Source organism: Janthinobacterium sp. 67 (assembly GCF_002797895.1).
Taxonomy (GTDB): domain Bacteria; phylum Pseudomonadota; class Gammaproteobacteria; order Burkholderiales; family Burkholderiaceae_D; genus Janthinobacterium.
The window spans coordinates 516,661-538,716 of the sequence record NZ_PGES01000001.1 but is presented as its reverse complement, the minus strand read 5'-3'; the positions used below and the strand labels follow the sequence as shown (position 1 = coordinate 538,716).

26 protein-coding genes are annotated in these 22,056 nt (G+C 64.0%); 22 read left to right on the top strand and 4 right to left on the bottom strand.

Annotated features, from left to right (window positions below; translation table 11 throughout):
• Positions 1–66: 66 nt before the first annotated feature.
• The 9 genes from CLU90_RS02450 to CLU90_RS02410 are packed head-to-tail and all read left to right on the top strand — an operon-like array spanning position 67 to position 6,206.
• Positions 67–309 (top strand): hypothetical protein, encoded by a 243-nt coding sequence (locus tag CLU90_RS02450; protein ID WP_232731047.1) that lies wholly within the window; start codon positions 67–69, stop codon positions 307–309.
• Positions 306–1,514, top strand: a complete 1,209-nt coding sequence (locus tag CLU90_RS02445; protein WP_157808712.1) for a flagellar hook-length control protein FliK — start codon at positions 306–308, stop codon at positions 1,512–1,514. Before CLU90_RS02450 ends, CLU90_RS02445 begins: the two co-directional genes overlap by 4 nt.
• An 11-nt stretch (positions 1,515–1,525) precedes the next feature.
• Entirely contained in the window at positions 1,526–1,990 is a 465-nt protein-coding gene (locus CLU90_RS02440) for a flagellar basal body-associated FliL family protein (protein WP_332870855.1), read from the top strand.
• Between the two features lie 33 nt (positions 1,991–2,023).
• Positions 2,024–2,767 (top strand): FliA/WhiG family RNA polymerase sigma factor, encoded by a 744-nt coding sequence (locus CLU90_RS02435; protein WP_046684903.1) that lies wholly within the window; start codon positions 2,024–2,026, stop codon positions 2,765–2,767.
• 53 nt (positions 2,768–2,820) lie between these two features.
• Positions 2,821–3,735 (top strand): flagellar motor stator protein MotA, encoded by a 915-nt coding sequence (gene motA / locus CLU90_RS02430; RefSeq protein ID WP_034757817.1) that lies wholly within the window; start codon positions 2,821–2,823, stop codon positions 3,733–3,735.
• Positions 3,662–4,723 (top strand): flagellar motor protein MotB, encoded by a 1,062-nt coding sequence (locus CLU90_RS02425; protein ID WP_092715700.1) that lies wholly within the window; start codon positions 3,662–3,664, stop codon positions 4,721–4,723. Before motA ends, CLU90_RS02425 begins: the two co-directional genes overlap by 74 nt.
• Before the next feature lie 16 nt (positions 4,724–4,739).
• On the top strand, positions 4,740–5,030 hold the full coding sequence (gene flgM / locus CLU90_RS02420) for a flagellar biosynthesis anti-sigma factor FlgM (protein ID WP_100427092.1): 291 nt from the start codon (positions 4,740–4,742) through the stop codon (positions 5,028–5,030).
• Positions 5,027–5,467, top strand: a complete 441-nt coding sequence (gene flgN, locus CLU90_RS02415; RefSeq protein WP_100427091.1) for a flagellar export chaperone FlgN — start codon at positions 5,027–5,029, stop codon at positions 5,465–5,467. The genes flgM and flgN overlap by 4 nt, the downstream gene beginning before the upstream one ends.
• Complete coding sequence (locus tag CLU90_RS02410; RefSeq protein ID WP_092715706.1) at positions 5,454–6,206, top strand: glycoside hydrolase family 73 protein; 753 nt, start codon at positions 5,454–5,456, stop codon at positions 6,204–6,206. Before flgN ends, CLU90_RS02410 begins: the two co-directional genes overlap by 14 nt.
• A 5-nt stretch (positions 6,207–6,211) precedes the next feature.
• On the opposite strand, the gene flgA is transcribed toward CLU90_RS02410, so the two are convergent.
• Positions 6,212–6,751: a flagellar basal body P-ring formation chaperone FlgA gene (flgA, locus tag CLU90_RS02405; protein ID WP_232731046.1), complete on the bottom strand. Its 540-nt coding sequence runs from the start codon at positions 6,749–6,751 to the stop codon at positions 6,212–6,214.
• A 362-nt stretch (positions 6,752–7,113) separates the two neighbouring features.
• Between flgA and flgB the strand changes: the two genes are divergently transcribed.
• The 13 genes from flgB (at position 7,114) to CLU90_RS02340 (ending at position 18,224) form a co-directional block, all read left to right on the top strand.
• Positions 7,114–7,476 carry a flagellar basal body rod protein FlgB gene (gene flgB, locus CLU90_RS02400; RefSeq protein WP_034758109.1) on the top strand — a complete coding sequence of 121 codons (363 nt, stop codon included), beginning with the start codon at positions 7,114–7,116 and terminating at the stop codon, positions 7,474–7,476.
• An 8-nt stretch (positions 7,477–7,484) separates the two neighbouring features.
• Complete coding sequence (flgC, locus tag CLU90_RS02395) at positions 7,485–7,901, top strand: flagellar basal body rod protein FlgC (RefSeq protein WP_034757795.1); 417 nt, start codon at positions 7,485–7,487, stop codon at positions 7,899–7,901.
• A gap of 3 nt (positions 7,902–7,904) precedes the next feature.
• Positions 7,905–8,558 carry a flagellar hook capping FlgD N-terminal domain-containing protein gene (locus CLU90_RS02390; protein WP_100427090.1) on the top strand — a complete coding sequence of 218 codons (654 nt, stop codon included), beginning with the start codon at positions 7,905–7,907 and terminating at the stop codon, positions 8,556–8,558.
• Between the two features lie 58 nt (positions 8,559–8,616).
• Positions 8,617–9,795, top strand: a complete 1,179-nt coding sequence (locus CLU90_RS02385) for a flagellar hook protein FlgE (protein WP_092715713.1) — start codon at positions 8,617–8,619, stop codon at positions 9,793–9,795.
• A gap of 26 nt (positions 9,796–9,821) precedes the next feature.
• Complete coding sequence (locus CLU90_RS02380) at positions 9,822–10,550, top strand: flagellar basal body rod protein FlgF (protein ID WP_092715716.1); 729 nt, start codon at positions 9,822–9,824, stop codon at positions 10,548–10,550.
• Between the two features lie 32 nt (positions 10,551–10,582).
• A complete protein-coding gene (gene flgG, locus CLU90_RS02375; protein ID WP_171985002.1) occupies positions 10,583–11,371 on the top strand; it encodes a flagellar basal-body rod protein FlgG in 789 nt (262 codons plus the stop codon).
• 11 nt (positions 11,372–11,382) lie between these two features.
• Positions 11,383–12,045 carry a flagellar basal body L-ring protein FlgH gene (gene flgH, locus CLU90_RS02370; RefSeq protein WP_092715787.1) on the top strand — a complete coding sequence of 221 codons (663 nt, stop codon included), beginning with the start codon at positions 11,383–11,385 and terminating at the stop codon, positions 12,043–12,045.
• Between the two features lie 9 nt (positions 12,046–12,054).
• Positions 12,055–13,167 (top strand): flagellar basal body P-ring protein FlgI, encoded by a 1,113-nt coding sequence (locus CLU90_RS02365; RefSeq protein ID WP_092715718.1) that lies wholly within the window; start codon positions 12,055–12,057, stop codon positions 13,165–13,167.
• Positions 13,167–13,559 (top strand): rod-binding protein, encoded by a 393-nt coding sequence (locus CLU90_RS02360; protein ID WP_100427089.1) that lies wholly within the window; start codon positions 13,167–13,169, stop codon positions 13,557–13,559. Before CLU90_RS02365 ends, CLU90_RS02360 begins: the two co-directional genes overlap by 1 nt.
• 81 nt (positions 13,560–13,640) lie before the next feature.
• On the top strand, positions 13,641–15,002 hold the full coding sequence (gene flgK, locus CLU90_RS02355; RefSeq protein WP_092715722.1) for a flagellar hook-associated protein FlgK: 1,362 nt from the start codon (positions 13,641–13,643) through the stop codon (positions 15,000–15,002).
• 10 nt (positions 15,003–15,012) lie between these two features.
• A complete protein-coding gene (flgL, locus tag CLU90_RS02350) occupies positions 15,013–15,924 on the top strand; it encodes a flagellar hook-associated protein FlgL (RefSeq protein WP_092715725.1) in 912 nt (303 codons plus the stop codon).
• A gap of 5 nt (positions 15,925–15,929) precedes the next feature.
• Positions 15,930–16,973, top strand: coding sequence for a hypothetical protein (locus tag CLU90_RS02345; protein WP_100427088.1), 1,044 nt, complete (start codon positions 15,930–15,932; stop codon positions 16,971–16,973).
• Positions 16,974–17,123: 150 nt separating this feature from the next.
• Positions 17,124–18,224, top strand: a complete 1,101-nt coding sequence (locus CLU90_RS02340; RefSeq protein ID WP_157808711.1) for a glycosyltransferase family 9 protein — start codon at positions 17,124–17,126, stop codon at positions 18,222–18,224.
• Here CLU90_RS02340 and CLU90_RS02335 read toward each other — a convergent pair.
• The 3 genes from CLU90_RS02335 to CLU90_RS02325 all read right to left on the bottom strand — a co-directional run bounded on the left by CLU90_RS02335 (position 18,209) and on the right by CLU90_RS02325 (position 21,939).
• A complete protein-coding gene (locus tag CLU90_RS02335; protein ID WP_332870854.1) occupies positions 18,209–20,383 on the bottom strand; it encodes a putative bifunctional diguanylate cyclase/phosphodiesterase in 2,175 nt (724 codons plus the stop codon). The two genes, CLU90_RS02340 and CLU90_RS02335, sit on opposite strands and share 16 nt — an antisense overlap.
• A 123-nt stretch (positions 20,384–20,506) precedes the next feature.
• Entirely contained in the window at positions 20,507–21,352 is an 846-nt protein-coding gene (locus tag CLU90_RS02330) for a DUF5672 family protein (protein WP_092715731.1), read from the bottom strand.
• A gap of 134 nt (positions 21,353–21,486) precedes the next feature.
• On the bottom strand, positions 21,487–21,939 hold the full coding sequence (locus CLU90_RS02325; protein WP_100427086.1) for a hypothetical protein: 453 nt from the start codon (positions 21,937–21,939) through the stop codon (positions 21,487–21,489).
• Positions 21,940–22,056: the final 117 nt, after the last annotated feature.

Below are 22,056 nucleotides of genomic sequence, written 5' to 3'. Positions count from 1 at the left end.
CGCGCGGCGCTGCAGCAGCTGAGCCGGCAATTGAGCGCGGCGCTCGCGCAACCGGACTGGGCGGCAATGGAACAACTGTCGGCCAGCCTGGCGAAAAACATCCCGTTGCTGGCCGAACGGGGCGCATGGACTGCGCAGGAACAAACAGAATTGTTGCATTTGCGCAAAATTCACGCGCAAGCGGTTAAAATTTGCTCTGAGGAAAAAGAACGCCTGGGTCAACACCTGGGTGCATTACAGGCAAATAAGGAAGGTTGGGTCGCCTACGCCGCGCTCGGCGAATACGACTCGGACGGGAATCAAGCATGATCATGAACTTCAACACGGCGCCGGCAGCACCGGCACGGACGGCTTCCGCCGCGCCTGCATCGGCACCGGCACCGGCACCGGCGGCAGCATCGGCGCCAGCGCCGTCACAGGCCGCCGCCTCGCCCGGCACGCCAGGCTATGGCAGCACCGCCCCTTCCGCCCTGCCCCTGTTTGCGCAGGTGCTCGATGTGACGGGCGGCGAAACGGCCGACGCCGGCACGCCCGCGCCCGCGCCCGCCAAGGATGGCGATACGGACGACCAGGCCGACAACGGCCTGCCCGCCATGGCCGCCCCCGTCATCGGCTTGCCGGTGACGATGCTGCCGCCAACGGATGCGGCTGCGGCCGAGGCACGCGCCGCCGCCCAGACGCAAGCACAGACATCAGCGCAGACATCAGCACAGGCGAACGTGGCGCAGGTGAACGTGGCGCAAGCCAATCCGGCACTCAACATCAGCCTGCATCCGGCGGCCATCACCATCACGGCACAGGGAACGGCGCAAGCTGCAGGCCGCGATACGCGCGAACCGCTGGCCGCCGCCAACCCGGCGGCAACCGCCAAGGGCGGCGCGCCTGCACAGCCGTTCGAATCGCTGCCGCAGCAAGGCGCGCCGGCCACAGCCGCGATCGCCGCCCCTGTGGCCCCTGCCGCGCGCGAAGGCGAACGCGGCGCCGCAACGCCGGCACCCGCCGCGCCGAACCTGGGACTGACGGGCGCCATCGGCAATACGGCCACGGCGGCCCAGCCTGGCGACACCATCAAGCTCAACGGCCCAGCCCAGCAATGGCAGGAACCGCTGCGCGAAGCGCTCGGCGAACGCCTGCAGACGCAGATCGGCCGCAACAGCGAACACGCGACGATCCGTCTCGAGCCGCCCATGCTGGGCCGCATTGAGATTTCCATCCGCCACACGGCCGGCGCACTGCAGGTGAACGTCACGGCATCGAACTCGGAAGTATTGCGCCAATTGCAAGGCATCGGCGAAAACATGCGCAGCGACCTGGCGCAGCGCCAGTACACCGACGTGGCCGTCAATATCAGCGCCACCCCGCGCAGCCCCGCCGCACAGGCGTTTGCCGAAGGCGACGCGCGCGGCCAGCGCCAACCGGGCCGCCAGCACGATGATGCCGAACCGGGCCGTGCCCTGTCCGACGGCAGCACTGCCAGTACCACTTATGCCATGCACGAGCGAGAAAGCGCCTGATGAATATGAAAATGAAACTGATAGCCGGCTTTGTCGGCGTGGCCGTGCTGGCCGCCGGCGCAGCTGGCGGCGCCATGTGGTACCTGGCCAAGCCCGTTGCCGGCCATGCCGATGTCGCCGAAGCGAAAGCCCCGCCGCCGCCCGCCACGGGCAAGAAGGCGCGCAAGTTCCTCACGCTCGACAAGGTCATCGTGATGCTGCGCCGCGGTCCCGGCGATGGCGAAACGCACTACCTGTCGGCCGACCTGGTGATCGCCACCACCGAGGAAAAGGAAAAGCTGACCAAGGACCACTTGCCGCTGATGCGCTCGATCGCCGTCAGCACCCTGTCGAGCTTTCCGCTGGACAAGGCGCAGACCATGACCGTGGAACAGTATGCCGAGCAGATCAACAAGGCTTTCAACGTCAGCTACGAGCGCGAGCAGATGGAAAAGCCGTTCACCGAAGTCATGGTCGGCAAGCTGATCATTGAATAAGCCAACACGCCAGACGACCTAGTGGGAGATCCCTTGGCCTATGTAGAGCAATACCAGGAAGCGTATGGCGCCGGCGAATATGCCGCCGCCAGCGCTTGCGCGGCCGTGCTCAGCGTTGCTGAAGAGCAACAACATCTGGTGGCGTACTCCCCGTTAGTGAAACGCATCGTGCGCCAGCTCAATTCGCAGGTGTCGGGCGCCATCGACCGCGACGACATGGAACAGATCGGCCTGATGGGGCTGCTCGAAGCCTTGCGCCGCTACGGTGTGCCGGACCAGTCTTTCGGCAGCTATGCCAGCCTGCGCATCCGCGGCGCCATCCTCGATGAACTGCGGCGCCAGGACTGGCGCCCGCGCGCCGTGCGCCAGGAAAGCCACCGCCTGCGCGACAGCGTGCGCGCCCTGACCCGCCGCCTGGGGCGCGAGCCGCTGGATGCGGAAATCATGGCCGCCCTGAAGCTGACGCCGGAAGCCTTCCAGGAATACCAGCTGGCGGAAAACGCCGAGCTGATCGCCAGTTTTGACGAAGTACTGCAGGAAAGCCTGGGACAGGCCGACAGCGCACCGAGTCCGGAAGAGCAATTGATGGTGCGGCGCAGCCTGGAACAGGCGCTGCGCGCGCTGGACGAACGCGAGCAGCGCGTGATCCAGATGTATTACGAATTCGAACTGAGCTACAAAGAAATAGCCGCCGTGCTGGACCTGAGCGACGCCCGCGTCTGCCAGCTCAACAAGACGGCACTGGGCAAGATGAAAGCCATGCTGCAAGACGCATAAGTTTCACTATCCATCAAATTGACGCAGCACAATGACGCAGAAAGGCAGTTGACATGGTAATTATCGGTATCTTAATCGTGATGGGGTGTGTATTCGGAGGCTTCGCCCTGATGGGCGGCACCGTCCACGCGATCTGGCAACCGGTCGAGCTGATCATCATCATCGGCGCCGCCGTCGGCGCCCTGGTGCTGGGCAACCCGAAGCATGTACTCGGTGAAATGCTGCACCAGATGCGCAAGATCGTCACGCACAAGAAGCAAGGCTCGGAATTCCAGCGCCAGTTGCTGCTGCTGATGTATGAACTGCTGCAAACGGCCGCCGGCGGCCTGAAAGCGCTCGACGCCCACGTCGAGGCGCCGCGCGAAAGCGCCCTGTTCCAGCGCTACCCGCTGGTGCTGGAAGAGCCGAAGCTGCTGGCCTTCATCGTCGACAACTTCCGTTTGATGGCGATGGGCAAGATCAACGCGCATGAACTCGAAGGCGTGCTGGAACAGGAACTCGAAGCCATCCACGACGAATTGCTGCAACCGTCGAAATCCTTGCACAAGATCGCCGAAGCCATGCCCGGCTTCGGTATTCTGGCCGCCGTTCTGGGCATCGTGATGGCCATGAATTCCGTGGCCGACGGCGCCGATGCGGCGGAAATTTCGGAAAAAGTGGGCGCCGCCATGGTCGGTACCTTCATCGGTATTTTCTTTTGCTACGGCGTGCTTGATCCGATGTGCAACATGATGAAGCAGCTGGTGGGCGAGGAAGGCTCGACCATGGAATGCGTGAAGGTCGTGCTGGTCACGCACGTGGCGGGCAAGCCGCCGCTGCTGGCCATCGATGCGGGCCGCCGCCTGGTACAGCTGAACATCAAGCCGAGCTTCGCCCAGCTGGAAAGCTGGATCAATGCGCTGGAAGATGGCGGCGCCGAACAAGAGCAAGGCCAAGGCCGGGGAGGCCGCCGTGCTAAAGCCGCATGAGAAACATGAACAGGCCATCATCAAGCGTGCGGGACGCAAGCATGACGACGATGGCCATGGCGGCGCCTGGAAAGTAGCGTTCGCCGACTTTTGCCTGGCCCTGCTGTCGCTGTTCCTCGTGCTGTGGCTGATGGCCGCGCGCGAGCAGCAGGCGATGAAGGAAATCATGATGGATGCGTCGGCCAGCAGCCGCCAGGGCGAAGGCCAGGGCGTCATGCCGGAACAGAGCGGCGGTCCGCGCGGCAGCCTGATCGAGCGCTTCCCCATGCCCCGCAAGGGCTCGGGCGATACGCGCACGGAAGGCAAGCAGACACAGGAAGGCAAGGCCGGCGCCGCGCCGCAAAACCAGACCAAGGTCAGCTACCAGTCGCCGGAAGACCTGCTGTCGCTGTCGCGCGCGCTCGACAAGCTCAGCGACGAAGCTGGACTGAAGAGCAATCTGCAATCGGTGATCACGCCGTACGGCTTGCGCGTCATGCTGCACGATACGGACAAGCAAGGCATGTTCGTGCGCGGCAGCGCCGTGCCGACCGACCGTTTCCGCAAGCTGCTGCGCCAGATGGGCCCGGTATTCGCGCAAATGGAAAACCAGATGCTGATCGTCGGCCATACCGACTCGATGCAATACGCCAATACCGGCTATGAAGGTTTTTCGAACTGGACCCTGTCGGCCAACCGCGCCATGTCGGCGCGCGCGCAATTGCTGATCGGCAGCATGAGTCCGGACAGCGTGCTGCAAGTGGTGGGCATGGCCGACCGCGCGCCGCTGGACGTGAAAAATGCCAGCGCCGGCATCAACCGCCGCATCGAACTGTTAATATTGACGCGTGGCCAGGCCGACAGCATCGCCGCCATGTTCGGCATGGCCGGACAAAAGCCGCAAGGCGACGAGCTGCAGGTGGGCGAACCGGACTCCGGCACCCTGCAACGGTTGCGCGACAAGCTGGGCCTGCCGGCAAAGAAGGAACGGGACGAGCATGCAAATTAAGGGCAAGGGACAACGTATGAAAATCTCCTCCGGCAACACCGGTGCTACCGTGCGCAGCAGCGCCGTCGCGCCGGCCGAGGCGATCGCCGAGCACGCGGGCGCCGCAGGCGCCATGGCCGGCTCATCGGCCGGGGCGGAACTGCAATCGGCCGTGCTGCAACCGGCCATGGCCGCCCTGCGCGCCATGCCCGAGATCGACCACGAGCGCGTGGCCATGCTGCGCGATGCGCTGGCCAAGGGCGAATTGCCCTTCGATCCATCGAAACTGGCCGGCTTGATCCAGCGCTTCCACGGCGGCGAATCGTGACCGCGCCGCGCAAGGGCATCACGCGCCAGGAAGCCGTGCGCCGCGTGCTGCTAGGCATGGCGGATGACCGCGCCGGCTACGCCGCCCTGCACACCTTGTTGGAAGAGCAATTCCAGGCCACCCTGCACCACCAGAGCGCCCGGCTGACGGCGCTGGCCGACCAGGTCATCGCCGCCGTCGAACCGCTCGATGCGCGCCGCCGCCAGCGTGTCAGCCTCGTCACTGCCCTGCTGGGCCCGCAAGGCGATATGGCGCAATTGTTTGCGCTGTTACAACAAGACGCGCGCAGCAAAGCTGCGGCCGACTGGGCCGCGCTCGAGCAGATGGTGCTCGAATGCAAGCGCCTGAATACCCGCAACAGCGATTTATTAACAGAGCAGTACAGCATCATGCAGCGCGTGCTGCATGGCGAGGAAGATACGTATGCGCCAGGCTGATTTCCTGACCACCCGCGCCACGGCGGCAACCCCATCGACGGCAGCCACGTCCGCCGTGCAGAGCAATATGCGCGCCACCGACGCCACTGCCTCGACCGGCAACTTCAGCAGCGTGTTCCGCCAGGTACAGGGCGAAGTGGCCCGTTTCATCGAACAGGGTGGCGGCAACGCCACCAGCCTGAGCCCGCAAGGACGCGCCTACCTGGAACAGAGCCAACCCGTGAATGTGCTGGGCAGCATCAACCAGGGCGGCGAGATCGGCGAAACGCAGCAGCAATTCCTCGCCTCGATCAAGCCGTGGACGCAAGAAACGGGCGCCCGCCTGGGCGTGGCGCCGGAAATCGTCGCCGCCCACGCGGCGCTGGAATCGGGCTGGGGCCAGCGTCCGCTGCGCCAGGGCACGGGCGCTGACACGAATAATCTGTTCGGCATCAAGGCCGGCGGCAAATGGCAGGGCGACGTGGCCAGCAACATGACCACCGAATACGAGGCGGGCAGCGGCACGGCCCTGAAGAAAACGGAACGCTTCCGCAGCTACCCGGACCAGGCCAGCGCCTTCCGCGACTATGCGCAAGTGTTGCTCGACAACCCACGCTACCGCGCCGCCCTGAACACGGGCGCCGATGCGGGCGCCTTCGCGCAGGGTTTGGCACGGGGCGGCTATGCCACCGATCCCAACTACGCCGCCAAGCTGACGCAGCTGGCGACGCGCCTGCAGCGCACGGCCGCCGCCGACTGATCTCCTTAACGGCCGACAATATCGGCCGGTTCCACCACGCCCGCATCGACCACCCTGGCACGTATGACCGTGCCGCTGGTGGCGTTGCGCACGCGAATCACCTCGCCCAGCGCGCCCGGATCCATCGCTTCGCCGGCCATGCTCACTTCCACCTGCTCCTTGCGCGCCACGATGTTGACGGCACTGCCCCGCTTGACCAGCACGGGCGACGCCAGCTGTCCCTGGCGCAACACTTCGCCGGTGCGCAGGCTGCGCCGACTCGACAGGCCAACGGCGCCAGCCAAGGAGGCTATGCTGTCGGGCACCATCGTCACGTCGCGCCGCGCCAGGGTCACGTCGCCCGCCTGCAGCGGCGTATTGGCCGTAACGGGGGCGCTGGTGACGGCCACCTGGGCCGTGATGCTGCCGCGCGCCAGCATTTCATAACGCCATCCGTTGCTTCCAGGACACACCGCGACAAAACGCATGCGCTGCGCCGAGCGGCTGTCCGCCGTTTCCAGCGCAACGGGCGCCGCGCACGCCGGCATGGGGCGCGTGCTTTTCACGACAGTCACCTGAAACTGCGGTTCCAGCAGTCCCGCCGAGGCTGCCTGCTGTGCCAATTGCTCCCGCGCCAACTGTTCCACACGTGAAAATATATTGTCGGCTGGCAATTCTGCGCGACCTGCACTACTATATAGGCTGGCCAGTAAAAAGAGGCCAGGAAGCAGTATGCAGCGATATTGCGCCTTGTTCCACATCACGGAATAGTTCTCAAAGTAAATCATTGCTAACCTTAATCAAAGATACTGAAGCGGCATGACCTTACCATGCGTCAACATGACCAGGCTGGGATTTTACCTCTGCACCACCTGTTTTCTGGCCCGAACCGCAAAAAGCACGATCGAATTCAATACAAAGGATGACCATGGGGATTAATTTCAAGGATGCGCTGGGCGTGCACGCCGATGCACTCGCGCTGCGTGCCGACCGTACCCGCGTGCTGGCGGCCAATATCGCCAATGAAAACACGCCCGGCTTCCAGGCCATGGACATGGATTTCGGCAGCGCCCTGCAACAATTGCAGGACAACGAAGCCGGCCTGCTGTCGACCGATGACGATGCCAGCGCCCTGTACCGCGTCCCCTACCACCCCAGCCGCGACGGCAATACCGTCGAAATCGGCGTCGAACAGGCGGCGTTTTCGCAGAATGCCACCGACTTCCAGACCAGCCTCACTTTCGTCAACATGAAACTGAAGGGTCTGTCCAAGGCCATTTCCGGACAATAAGGATCAGCATGAGCTTCCAGGATATTTCCAAGATCGCCGGTTCGGCGATGGCGGCGCAAACCGTGCGCCTCAATACCATCGCCAGCAACCTGGCCAATGCCGATTCCGTTGCCGGTTCCGAAGGCGAAACCTACCGCGCGCGCAAACCCGTGTTTGCGGCCGTGATGGACGGCCCCGGCGCCAGCGGCGCGGGCGGGCGCGTACAGGTGCTCGACGTGGTGCAAAGCGACGAGCCGCTGCGCAAGGTGTATGAACCGGGCCACCCGATGGCCAATGCCGATGGCATGGTGTTCTACCCCAACGTCAACCAGGTCGCTGAAATGACCGACATGATGTCGGCGTCGCGCGCCTTTGAAACCAATGTCGAAGTTCTGGGCCGCATCAAGTCGATGCAGCAATCGCTCCTCAAATTAGGTGAAGCATAATCCATGGAAACCAATCTCTTTACAAATAACACCAGCGGCAGCAACAACGGCAGCAATGCCGTCAAGTCGCAAGGCAATGCCACCCAGGACATGTTCACCAAATTACTGGTCGCCCAGATCAAGAACCAGGACCCCCTCGCGCCGACCGACCCGAGCCAGTTCGTCAATCAATTGACGCAGCAGGCGCAGACGGAAGCGATGCAAAACCTGTCGGCGCTGACCAGCGCCAATGCCAGCGTGCTGCAATCGATGCAGGTGCTGGCCCTGGGCGCGCAAGTCGGTTCCGAAGTGATGGTCAACAGCGAAACGGTGCAACTCGACAAGAGCAAGGTCAACGGCAGCATCGCGCTGGCCGCCAGCACCACCAAGACCACGGTGACCCTGAAAGGCATCGACGACAAGGAATACAAGATCGAACTGGGCGCCAAGTCGGCCGGCACGGTGCCGTTCACCATCGACCCGGTGGCCCTGGGCCTGCCTGCCGGCACCTACAGCATGACGGTCAGCACAGGCGGCACCGAAAAACCGACGGTCGACATCGCGGGCAAGCTCAACAGCGTGCGCCTGTCGTCCGGCGGCGCCATGATCCTGAGCGTATCGAACCTGGGCGAAGTCAACCCTGGCGCGATCACCGGCTTTAACGGCAAGACGGCCTGATCCGCCCTTCCCTTTGTTTCCAGCACACTAATCTCGTCCTTCACTAAAGGAAGTCAACATGAGTTTCGACATCGCCCTGTCCGGTATCCAATCCATCAACCAGCAGTTGAACAGCACCAGTAACAATATCGCCAACGCCGGCACCTATGGCTTCAAGAGCAGCCGCGCCAACTTTTCGGCCATGTACGCCGGCTCGCGCGCGACGGGCACGGAAATCGGTTCGATCACGCAAAGCATGTCGCTCAATGGCGGCGTGCTCAACACAGGCCGCGCGCTCGACGCGGCCATCGACGGCCGCGGCTATTTCGTCGCGCGCGATGCGCAAAACACCATGAGCTACAGCCGCGTCGGTATCTTCTCGGCAAGCAATGACGGCAAGCTGATCGACTCGAACGGCCGCCTGGTGCAAGGCTACGCCGCCGTCAAGGGCAGCACCACCCTGGGCACCATGGGCGACATGCTCATTCCGACGGGCCAGATTCCCGCCGTGGCGTCGACCAAACTGGCATACGCGGCCAATATGTCGTCCGAATGGGCCGTCAAAACCCCCGCTTTCGACAAGACCAATGAGCTGAGCTACAACAGCGCCAAGTCCTCGATCGTCTACGATTCGCTGGGCGCCAAGCACTCGCTGGGCCAGTACTTCGTCAAGACGGTGACGGGCGTGGATGTGCACTACACCTTCGACAACGCCGATGTGACGCCAGTGACGAGCATGACGTTCGACACGAACGGCAAGCTGGTGACCGGCACGTCCGCCTCGCCAGTGCTGCCGACGCCGCCTGGCGCGGCGGCGCTGACGATCGCCATCGACTATACGGGCACCACCCAGTTCGCCGGCGAAGCGACGACCTCGACCGACCGCGCCGACGGCTATGCCTCGGGCACCTACACAGGCGTGGAACTGGCCGATGACGGCTCCGTCGTGGCGAAATACACGAACGGCCAGAAGCAAAGCATCGGCGTGATCGCCCTGGCCACCTTCCCCGACGAAGGCGCGCTGACGGCCGTCAACGATACGAGCTGGGTTGCCTCGACCACTTCCGGCACCGCCATGTATGACCGCCCAGGCGTAGGCATGGCCGGCAAACTGGTGACGAGTTCGCTGGAACAGTCGAACGTCGACATCACCTCCGAACTGGTGGGCCTGATGACGTCGCAGCGCAACTACCAGGCCAACTCGAAGGTCATCTCGACCGAGAACGCCATGCTGCAATCGCTGATGCAAGCGCTGTAATCCACGATACGCAAAGGTAAAGAGCAATGGATGCGCTGATTTATACCGCCATGAGCGGGGCCGACCGTGCCTTGCGGGCACAGCAGGTACACGCCAACAACCTGGCCAATATCGAGACGGGCGGCTTTCGCGCCAACCTGGAAGTGTCCACTGCCCAGCCGCTGCAAAACGGCTACGGCTACGACGACCGCCACATGACGCAGACGCAGTCGAGCGCCGTGGGCACGCGCACGGGCACGATCAAGGAAACGGGACGCGAACTCGACGTGGCCGTCACGGGCCCCGGTTTTCTCGCGGTGCAATGGCAAAACGGCGAAGCCTACACGCGCGCCGGTGCCATGGACCTCGATGAAACGGGCGCGCTGACCATCAACGGCCGGCCCGTGCTGGGCGAAGGCGGTCCCATCACGATTCCCGAGCACACCAGCCTGTCGATCGGCGCCGATGGCACGATTTCCATCCAGGTGCCGGGCACCGCGCAAATGCAGACCGTCGACAAGCTCAAGCTGGTCAACGCGGAAGCGGGCGAGCTGACGAAGAACGAGGCGGGCCTGATCGTGGCGCGCAGCGGCGAAGACTTGCAGGCCGACCCGGCGGTGCGCCTGCGCGACCGCCACCTGGAAGGCAGCAACGTCTCGGCCGTCGAGGAAATGGTCGCCACCATGAGCCTGAACCGCAGTTTCGAGATGCAGATGAAAATTTTCAAGGCCAGCGACGCGATGACCGAGTCGGGCAACCGCCTGCTGGGCGCCTAGGCCCAACGCCAACCAATTATCAGGAGTAAATCATGAATCCAGCAATGTGGATCAGCAAGACCGGCGTGCAGGCACAAGATGCCAAACTGCAAGCCATCGCAAATAACCTGGCCAACGTCAATACCGTGGGCTTCAAGCGCGACCGCGTCGTCTTCGAAGACCTGTTTTACCAGGTCGAGCAGCAGCCGGGCACGCAGCGCGCCGACAATACCCTCTCGCCATCGGGCGTACAGCTCGGCAACGGTACCCACATGGTGGGCACGCAAAAGGTGTTTACCACCGGCAGCCTGCAAACGACGAGCCGCGAATTCGACGTCGCCATCACCGGCAACGGCTTTTTGCAGGTGCTGCGTCCGAACGGCGAAGCGGCCTACACGCGCGCCGGCCAGCTGGGCATCAATGAAAACGGCGTGATGGTCAATGCCCAGGGATTGCCGCTGGTGCCGCAGATCACCGTACCGAACAATGCCACGGCGATCACCATCGGCGAAAACGGCATGGTCACGGCCACCGTGCCGGGCAATGTCAACGGCACCCAGCTGGGCCAGCTGAACCTCTCCAGCTTCGTCAACCCGACGGGCTTGCTGGCACTCGGTGAAAACCTGTTCCAGGAAACGGCATCGAGCGGCACGCCGACGGAAGGCCGTCCCGGCGAAGGCGCACTGGGCAAACTGAAACAGTTCGCGCTGGAAGGCTCTAACGTGCAGGTGGTCGAAGAGATGGTCGACATGATCGCTGCCCAGCGCACCTATGAAATGAACACCAAGGTGCTGTCGGCCGCCGACAACATGCTGCAATACCTGGCGCAAGCGGCACGCTGATGACGGTCGCCATGAAAGCCGCGGCAGCCATGCTGCTGGTATTGATGGCCGGTTGCGCCAGCCGGCCGGCCGCGCCGGTGGCGCCCAGCTTCTCCGATACGCCGCTGCCCGTGGCGCCGCGCGGCGGCGCGCGCGGCGGCGTGGGCGGCGGCGTGTTCAATGCCGACGCGGGCCTGGACCTGATCTCGGACAGCCGCGCCTTCCGCGTCGGCGACGTCGTCACGGTGGCCCTGCAGGAAACCACGCAGGCCAGCAAGAAGGCCGGCACCTCGTTCAACAAGGGTTCGTCCGTCGGCGTGAATGCAGCCAACATCCTTGGCAAGACCTTCCCCAAGACGGGCATCGACCTGTCGGCCGACCGCAACTTCGCCGGCGATTCGACCAGCACGCAGCAAAATGCGCTGTCCGGCGCCATCACCGTGATCGTGCAGGAAGTGCTGCCGAACGGCTTGCTGCGCGTGCAAGGCGAGAAAACCCTGACCCTGAACCAGGGCGAGGAATTCGTGCGCCTGCGCGGCTACCTGCGCGCGGCCGACATCGATTCGAACAACCAGGTCTCGTCCTTGCGCATTGCCAATGCACAGATCGCCTATTCCGGCCAGGGCACCCTGGCCGAAGCCAATACACCAGGCTGGCTGACGCGCTTCTTCGTCGGCCCATGGATGCCGTTTTAAGGTGAGCTCATGAAATTTCGTTCCGCCCTGCCTCTGGCAGCCATGCTGGCCGCGCTCTCCGGCCTTGCCCTGCCCGCCAGCGCCGCACAAGTGCTGCGCAACCTGGTCAGCATCGAGGGCGTGCGCGACAACCCGCTGGTCGGCTACGGCCTGGTGGTCGGCCTGAACGGCAGCGGCGACACCACCCAGGTGAAGTTTTCCAGCCAGTCCGTCGTCAACATGCTCAAGCAGTTCGGCGTGAAGATGCCGGACGGCGCCGAAGCGAAAAGCAAGAACGTCGCCACCGTCATGGTCAGCGCCGTGTTTCCACCAGGATACCGCCGTGGCCAGGCCATCGATGTCACCGTCTCGTCGCTGGGCGATGCGAAAAGCTTGCGCGGCGGCACCTTGCTGCTGACGCCACTGCGCGCCGCCGACAATGAAACCTATGCGTTGGCGCAAGGCAACGTCGTCGTCGGCGGCCTGAACGCCACCGGCAAGAGCGGCTCGTCCGTCACCGTCAACACGCCCACCTCGGGCCGCATTCCCAACGGCGCCAACATCGAGCGCGAAATCCTCAGCGATTTCTCGACCAGGCCGACCGTCACCCTGAACTTGCGCCACCCGCATTTCGAGACCGCCATCAATATCGTCGAAGCCGTCAACCGCCGTTTTGGCGCCGTCGCCACGACGCGCGACGCCACCAGCGTGGAAGTGCTGGCGCCGGAAAACCCGACCCAGCGCGTGGCCTTCATGGCCAAGCTGGAAGCGCTCTCCGTCGATGTGGGCGTCGATACGCCGAAAGTGGTGTTCAATTCACGCACCGGCACCGTGGTCATCGCCGAAGGCTTGCGCGTGAAGGCGGCCGCCGTCACGCACGGCTCGCTGAAAGTGGTCATTTCCGAAAGCTCGGCAGTGAGCCAGCCGGCGCCGTTCGGCCGCGGCCAGACCACCGTCACGCCGCAATCGAAAGTGTCCGTCGACCAGGGCAACGGCAATATGTTCAAATGGCCGGCCGGCGCCAAGCTGCAGTCGATCATCGACGTCGTCAACAGCCTGGGCGCTTCGCCCGATGACATCATGGCAATTCTGCAAGCCCTGGATCAAGCCGGGGCCATCGAAGGCGAACTGGTGGTGATCTGATGCTTAATATCAACGACAGCAGCAGCGCCCTGCCCTCGGCGCTCGACGACAAGTCTCCTGCGGCAGCCACGCCGGCCGACCCGCGCTATGCGGCCAAGGCCACCGAGGCGGCCGTCAAGTTCGAAGCCTTCTTCATCTCGCACATGCTGCGCCAGATGCGTTCGGGCACGCGCGAGATGGCGGGCGAAGACAGCGTCTTCAAGGACCCGATCAACAGCGACATGCTGGAAATGGCCGACAACCTGGTGGCCGACAAGATGGCCGGCCAGCGCGCCTTCGGCATCGCCGACGCCATCCTGCGCCAGCTGCTGCCGCCGGCCGGCGCCCCCGTGGCGGCCAACAGCGCTGTCAAGACCGACAATATTGCAGCGCCGCTTAATAAATCCGTCTGAAGCGTCGCCTGTACAAGGTAACAACGATTCAAGGCTTGCCCATCGGCACGCGCCACACTCTTCACGAAAGAAACTTGCCCAATGAGCATCATCAGCAATGCATTGTCAGGCAGCATCGCCGCCCAGGCCGCACTCAATGCGGCCAGCCAGAACATCGCCAACCTGCAAACGGCGGGCTACACGCGCCAGGGCGTGCTGTTGTCCTCGCTTGGTGCCGGCGTGGGCGTGCGCTCGGCCGGCAATGGCGTGGAAGTGTCGGCCCTGCTGCGCTTTGCCGATGCCTATAAAAGCCAGCAAATGTGGCGCGCCGCGTCCGACCAGGGCGCCCGTTCGCAGACCCAGCCTTACCTGACCCAGCTCGAGCGCGTGATGGGCGACGATGCGTCCAGCATCAGCAACGGCATCGACGGCTTTTTCGCCGCCCTCAATGCCTCGGCCGTCGACCCGACGTCGACGCCGCTGCGCCAGCAGATCGTCACCTCCGCCGACGCCATGGCGCAGCGCTTCAACAGCATCAGCACCGTCATGGGCAACCAGCTGCTGTCGGTGCAGCAGCAACGGGCAGCCATCGTGCCGCAAGCCAACACCACCCTGGCCAATATCGCCGCGCTGAACCAGCGCATCAGCACCTCCACGGCATCGGGCACGAACGTGTCGTCGCTGATGGATGCGCGCGACCAGCTGATCGATGGCCTGGCCTCGCAAATGGGCATCGAAGTGCTCGACCAGCCGGACGGCTCACGCAATGTCTCGCTGAAGTCGGGCCAGCCGCTGGTCATCGGCAGCCTGGCCGGCACCCTGAGCAGCAGCATGACGAACACGGGCGAGCAAACCCTGAACCTCGATTTCGCCAAGTCCTCGTACAAGCTCGACCCGGTCGCCATCGGCGGCCAGATGGGCGGCCTGGGCGAGTTCGAGCAAAATACCCTGAAACCGCTGCAGCAGTCGCTGCAAGACATGGCCACCCAGCTGACCAGCAAGGTCAACGCACAGCTGGCTCTGGGCAAAACCATGGCCGGCGCGCCAGGCGGTCCCCTGCTGGTCTACGCGAATGGCAAACTGAGCATTACTCCCGGCTTCAACGCCAAGGACCTGGCCCTGTCGCTGACGGGCGCGGCCGGCGACAGCGGCAACCTGCAGAAATTGATCGAGATCAAGAATCAACCGATCACCGTCAGCTGGGTCGGTTCCGTCCTGATGAGCGACGCGGACACGCAACTGGTCGGCAAGCTGGGCATCTACAGCCAGCAGAACCAGGCCTTGCTGAAGACGGCCAACACGGTGCGCTCACAAGCGATCGACGACTGGAAATCGACCAGCGGCGTGAACAAGGACGAAGAAGCGATGAGCCTGGTCGAATTCCAGAATATGTACCAGGCAAACATGAAAGTCATTTCCGTGGCGAATAGCCTGTTTGACGCCACTTTGCAAATGATGGGTTAAGGAGAAGATCATGCGTGTCGCCAGTAGCCAGTACCAATCGCTGATCAATATTTCGCTTCAGCAAAACCAGGAACGCATCAACTTCCTGACCCAGCAAATGTCGTCGGGACTGCGCATCCAGCTGCCGTCGGACGATCCGATCGGCAACGTGCGCATTTCGCGCCTGACGCGCGAGCAAGCGATGGTCACCCAGTACCAGGACAATATCGCCACAGTGAAAGTGCGCCTGCTGAAAAACGAAAACTACCTGTCGAGCATGGTGACCGACATGGGCCAGGCGCGCGACCTGCTGGTGTGGGCCGCCGACGGCAGCAACACGCCGGGCGACCTGAATGCGATGACGCAATCGCTGACGGCCATGCGCGACAGCGTGCTGTACACGGCCAACCTGAAGGACCAGGAAGGCCGCTACATGTTTTCCGGCACCGCCACCGACCAGCCAGCGATCAAATACGATCCGGCGGCAGCCGTCGGTTCGCGCTACACCTATGTCGGCAATACCGACACGCAGACCGTGGTGGTCGGCAATGGCGTGACCCAAGCGGCCAACGTCGACGTGAAGAACCTGGAAGTGTGGCTCAACAAGATCGACAAGGTCGTCGACACCCTCGGTGCGCCCGGCGTCAACCCGAACGACCCGGCCGTGCGCGCCATCGTCAACGACGGCCTCGGCGGCACCGATGACGGCATGGATTTACTTTCTGGCAAGATCGCCATCTTCGGCGGCGCGCAAAACATCCTCACCACGCTCTCGGGCAACCTGGCCAATGTCTCGCTGTCGAACAATTCGGCCCTGCTGGACTTGAAAAAGACCGACATGGGCGCCGCTGCCATCGAACTGACCGGCTACCAGACGGCCCTGCAGGCAACATACAAAGCCTACGCCAAGGTTGGCACCATTTCCCTGTTTGATCTTCTCTGACCATCATGCAAATCGTTCAGACCTCCTCCTCTTCCGGCGTCAATGCCAAAGGCGCCGGCACAGCCCGCGCCGTCGATGACGCGTCCGCGGCCATCAACGGCGGCGCCAGCGCGCGCAGCGAGGCGCCAGCGGCGAAGAGGTCGACGGCGAGCTTGCAGCGTGGCCTGAGCAACTGGGACCACCAGTTGCAGGGAGAGATTTCCAACGCTCAACAGACACTCGACTACCTGGAACGCAGCAGCAGCCAGTTGCAGGCGCTGAAAAGCGAACTGGCGGCCAAGCTGGCCGCGCGCCAGGGCCGCGAAGGGCAAGTCGAGGCAAGAGTCCGCCAATTCAGCAATACCTGGCGCCAGCGCGCCAGCGCCTCGGGCGGCACGCTCGACGCACAGCTTGGCTATACCAGCCCGCAGGCGGCACAGCAGCAATTCAGCATCCGCGGCCTGACCATGGCCAGCCTGCAGGAAGGCCCGAAGGAAGTGCTGGCGTTTTCCGTCGGCGGCGCGAATCAGGCCTTGCGCTCGGTCAATATCGAACCTGGCCTGAGCGCGAATGAAATCGTCTCGCGCTTCGACCGCGCATTGATGCCGTCAGGCATCAGCGTCAAGCAGGGCGAGAACGGCGAACTGGTGTTCAGCACGCCGGAGGCGAACTGGGCCAACGTGCGCGACAGCCTGTCCGTGCGCGGCAGCGGCATCCGCTACCCGACCGGCCAGATGAGCCGCGTGCGCACGGATGCGGAACCGGCCGCCATCGCCCCGGAAGAATGGAATACGGGCGACGTGGAAGCCCTGCGCGCCACCTTGCAGCAAGTGGTGCAGGCGCTGGCGCAGTTGCAGGCGGCGCGCAGCTCCGTCAGCCTGGCCCTGGCGCAAGCGACGGGACGGGTGGCCCGCGCGCAACCGGTGCAAGTAAACGTCAGCATGGATACCCTGGCGGAAAACTTCACGCAAAAGGCAAGCGAGCCCGGCTATGAATCGCTGCTGGCGATCAGCTCGGCACTGGTCGGCATCAGCCGCGAGCGCGTTGTCGCCCTGCTGGGCCTGGAATAATCGCTCCCGGCGCGTGCGCCGCCCTGGCGCACGCGGCAATAAAAAGGACGCGCACCCTGGCCCCGGACAGTGGAAATCCGTAAGATGCTGCTGTCGTTGGCCAATTCACCAGTACGCCAGCGCATTCCGTCATCCACTTCCGGAGTTCCCTTGATAAAAACCGCCGCCCGGCTGATCAGCCATGCCCTGCTGGGCAAATCCGGCAAGCAGCCCCTCGATATCGCCAAGGTGCGCAAGGTGCTGATTTTGCGCAACGACAAGATCGGCGACATGATCGTCACGTCAGCCCTGCTGCGCGAACTGAAGAAAAACTATCCGCACTGGCAGATCGACGTGGCCGCCAGCAGCGCCAACCGCGACGTCATCGCGGACAATCCGCATGTGAACGAGATCCTCATCTGGGACAAGCAGCCGCTGCTGCGCGACTTGCGCACCACCATCGCCGACCTGCGCCGGCGCCGCTACGACGTCATCTTCAATCCCTACAACCGCTTTTCGATTCCCTTGCTGCTGCGTATCAAATGGCTGGGGGCCCGCTATCTGACGGGCTTTGCCATTCCCAAGTACGGTACTTCGACGGCGAAGCTGGGCATGTTCGACCATACGGTACCGTGCGACCGCAGCCGCCACATCCTGCACAGCTTTTTCGCCACGTTCGAGGGGTTTGGCCTGCGCGACATCGACATGCGCTATGAACTGTTCGGCGTGGACGCGCATGCGGCACGGGTCGACCTCGCCTGCGACAGCCTGCTGCGTGCTCATGAAGGCTTGTTCTGCCTCAATTTCCAGGGCAGCAATGCGCAACGCACGGTCAGCGTGGCCGATGCACAGCGCTGCTGCGCCGCCCTGGCGGCACGCTATCCGCGCCATGCGCTGCTGGTGATCGCCGCGCCGGGCACCGAGGCGCGCGCCGCCGAGATCGTGCGTGGCGCCGCCCATGCCAACGTGATGAGCGCGCCGCCCACCGGCCACATCCTGGAGCTGGCGGCCCTGATACGCCGCTGCGAACTGGTGCTGTCGCCCGACACGTCGGTGATCCACATCGCTTCGGCGTATGACAAGAAAATCGTCGGCTACTACATCCGCACCGACAACTACCGCTGGTTCTATCCGGCCAGCCGCCACTACCGCGTCATCCTGGCGACCGGGCTGACCCTGGCCTCCGTCAGCGCTGCCGAAACCCTGGCCGCCGTGGAACAGCTGATGGAGGGCGCCGGACCGGCGCAGGAAACGCTTCAGGCCGCCGGCTGAGACGCTAGCAGCCGGTCCATCTGTCCCGCCGGCACCGCGCGCGAAAAGAAATACCCTTGCGCATAGTCGCAGCCGGCGGCGCGCAGCAGGTCGCGCTGCGACGCCGTCTCCACGCCTTCGGCCACGACTTTCAGACCAAGCCGCTGCGCCAGGGCAATGATCGCCTCGCACAGGCCCTGCCCCGCGCCGTCGCGTCCCAGTTCGCCGACCAGGGAACGGTCGATCTTGAGAAAGTCGATATCGGCCTTCCGGATGCACGCAAGCGACACCTGGCCGCTGCCGAAATCGTCGAGCGCCAGCGCCAGGCCCATGGCGCGGAACTGGCGCAGCCGGTCGACCACCTGGCGCGCCTCGTCGAGCAGCACCGCTTCCGTGGTTTCGATGACGATGGCGCCCGGCGCCAGGCCCTGGCGCGCCAGATGCCCGCCCCAGTCCTGGTACAGCGCGGCGTCGCAGCGAAATTCCACGGCCGACTTGTTGATGCTGATCTGGATCGAAGCGCCATGCTCGTCCTGCCACTGCCGCGCCTGGCGCACGACCTGGCGGAACACCCACTCGCCGATATCGATGATCAGGCCGTTCGCCTCGGCAAAGCCGATGAAATCGGCGGGCGCCAGCAAACCGCGCAGCGGATGGCGCCAGCGCAGCAGCGCCTCGGCCCGCTCGATGCTGCCATCGCACAGGCGGATGATCGGCTGGTAATGCACTTCGAACTGGTCCTGCGCCAGCGCCAGGCGCATCTCGCGCACCGTGCTGCGGCGCAATTCGGCCGCCTGCTGTAAGGCCGGCGTGAAATAGCTGTAGCCGTTGCGCCCCGCGCTCTTGGCCGCATACATGGCCTGGTCGGCATGCCGCAGCAAGGTGTCGGGCGCCTCGGCGTCGGCCGGATACAGGGCCACGCCCACGCTGGCCGACACTTGCGCCGTATCGCCGTCTAGCACGAAAGGCTGGGCCAGCGCGGCCGTCAGCTCCTGCAGCACGCGCTCGATGCCGCCCAGCTGTCCCACGCCGGCCAAGATAACGGTAAATTCGTCGCCGCCCAGGCGCGCCACCGTATCGGTGGCGCGCACGCGTTCGGTGATGCGCCGCGCCGCCTGGCGCAGCAGCATGTCGCCCTTCTCGTGGCCGAGGCTGTCATTCACCTGCTTGAAATGGTCGAGGTCGATGAACAGCAGGGCCAGGCAAGCGCCCTCGCGTTTGGCGTGGGCCGCCTCGTGCTGCAAGCGGTCGAGAAACATGTGGCGGTTCGGCAAGCCCGTCAGCTGGTCGAAATTAGCTTGCCGCCAGATGCGTTCGGATGCCGCGCGCTGCGCCGTGATGTCGCTGACCAGCGCCAGCGCGCCCAGGTAGGTGCCGCTGGAGTCGAAGATGGGATTGGTGGCCAGGGTAGCCCACAAGGTGCTGCCATCGCGCCGCAGGAACTTGAATTCGTGGCGCTCGACGATGCCATCCTGGCGCCGCGCAATGTTGCGCTCGAGGATGGCGCGCCCCTCCTCATCCATGAAAGCGGCCAGCGGCTGGCCCAGCATATCTTCGATCTGGCAATCGAGCATCTGCGCCATCTTCGGATTGACAAAGCTGGTCAGCGCCTGCGCATCGATTTCCCAGATGCCCTCCTCGGCGCTGTGCACGATGCGCCGGAAGCGCTCTTCGCTGCGTTCGAGCGCGGCCAGCTTGCCCTCGGCCTGCTCAAGCACCAGCCGCAGCGCCTGGCCGTTCGGGTCGGCGCTGCCCAGCAGGCTGACGGGCAAGCCCGCCTCGCGCACGCCGGGACGCGGCGGGGGCAGTTGCACCTGCAGCTGGATGCGCTCGGGCTCGCTGCTATTGAGCACGCGTTCCACGAACTGTTCGTAATCGCGGCGGAACGCCTCGTGCACAAAAGAACGGAACAGCACGTGGCCAGGACGCCCGCGCGCCAGGCCGAACAGTTCGGCCGCCACCAGGTTGACCTGCAGGATCACGCCATCGAGGCCCAGCACGAAATAGGCGACGGGCGCCAGCAGGTATAAATCGTTGAAATACGCTTGTTCGCGTTCGGCCTTCATCCGTTCCGGACTGAAGACACCATCGTCAAGCAGAGGCGCGACATGCCGCGGCACGCCGTCGTGGCCGGGCGGAGAGGAATCCAGAGCAGGTACCGCTTGCGGTGGTGTATCCATGGCTGTCCTTGGCACGGCCGCCCGGGGAAACAGGTGGGTGCAGTAGCGAGACTAGCACGGGCCACGCGCAGTGTCGAGCCATGCCTGCCGATATGCCACTTTCACCACAAATGGTCAGGACAGCTACGCCGGCAGCGCAGGGGCGCGCGAGCGGCCACGCGTGAGCGCATGCCAGCCGGCACGCAGGGCAAGCAGACAGGCATCGGCGAACATGGCGGCGCCACCGTTGAGGCGCCGGCGCAATACGTGTGCCGCCATCCGGTAGCGGCCGGAACCATACAGCTGCTTGACCAGCCTGCGCACGGCGGAGGCATGCATCAAGGCATCGTCGCACATGAGCAAGTAATCACGCAGCGCCACGTCGTCCAGCACACGGCCAAAGTTGAAAAAACCATGGAAACCGAACGTGGGACCGGTGGGTTCAACACATTCGAAGGCAAAGCTGGAGGCCAGGTCGGCGTCGGCAAAGCGCACGCCAAAATCCTCGCGCAATCGGTCGCCATGCAGCTCGCAGATCGCATAGTCCTCGGGATGGACTTGCGTGATGGCCAACTGAGGCAAGACCTCATACAGGCGCCGCGATCGCAACGAAAAGCCGCCATTGCCGACGGCCACCGGGCGATGCGACCACGGTGCGCCTATGTAATCGCAGTCCAGGAAAGCGTTCTGCCATTGGCGCACATCCACGACGAAACTGTCCCACTGCATGATGAGCACATGCGTGCCGCTGAAATGGGCGCCCAGCTCATGCACCATGAATGCCGAATACGCCTCCACGCTCTCGATGGGCGCAATCAGTACCTGGCGTATATGCGGGGGCAAGTCATGCAGGCGGGAAGTGAACAGCAGGCATTCCTTGAAATCGGCGCCGGCCAGGCAGCGCTCGATGGCAAAGCTGGCCAGCTCGGGATAACGCGTTTCCACGCACACCAGGCTGATGTTGCGGAGGTCCAGCTTATCATTATGCATCGCAGGCTTTTCAATCGAAGTATAGGCGGAAGGCATGCTAGCGTGGGCATGGCATATTTTACAACGCCAGCATCTTACAGCGCAAAGCGGAGCCGGGCAAGGGGCATGACCCGCCCCACTGCAGTGAAAACGGCTCAGCGCCCCATGCCACACCGGCGCAAGCCGAAATCATGGCCCACCACCAGCAAGGTGGTGGCCACCAGGCTCGACAAGCCCACGATCAGCTGGATCAGCTTATCGTCGGGCAAGATCCACAATGATGAGGCCGGCGTCTCGCAGCCCGTGGCCGCGCTGATCAAAGGAGAGACCCAGGCCGCGTCCGGCGTCACGTCCAATACGACGGCGCCGTCGGCGCTCGTCTGCATATAGATATCGCCCCCTTCGGCCAGGGTGAAGCAGATGCCCACGCCCGTTTCCGTGGCGCGGATATTGTCCTGCATGCTGCGGTTATGTTCCTCGATCCACACTTCCACGTCGTACGGCGTTTCCAGGTGTTCCCATGGGCGGGGGCGGAAACGGGGACGTTCGTCCGCGCTGGCGGGGGTGCCGGGAACGTCGGGGATGTTGCTGTCTGCTGCGCCTTGCATGCTCGTTGACCTTTTCTGCGGTGATGCGGCGGGACCGGTTGCCCGCCAGCCGCCATTATCCCCCGTTCGCGGCCAGCATGGTATTCCCACGCCGAATCAATCAGAAAAACTGACAGC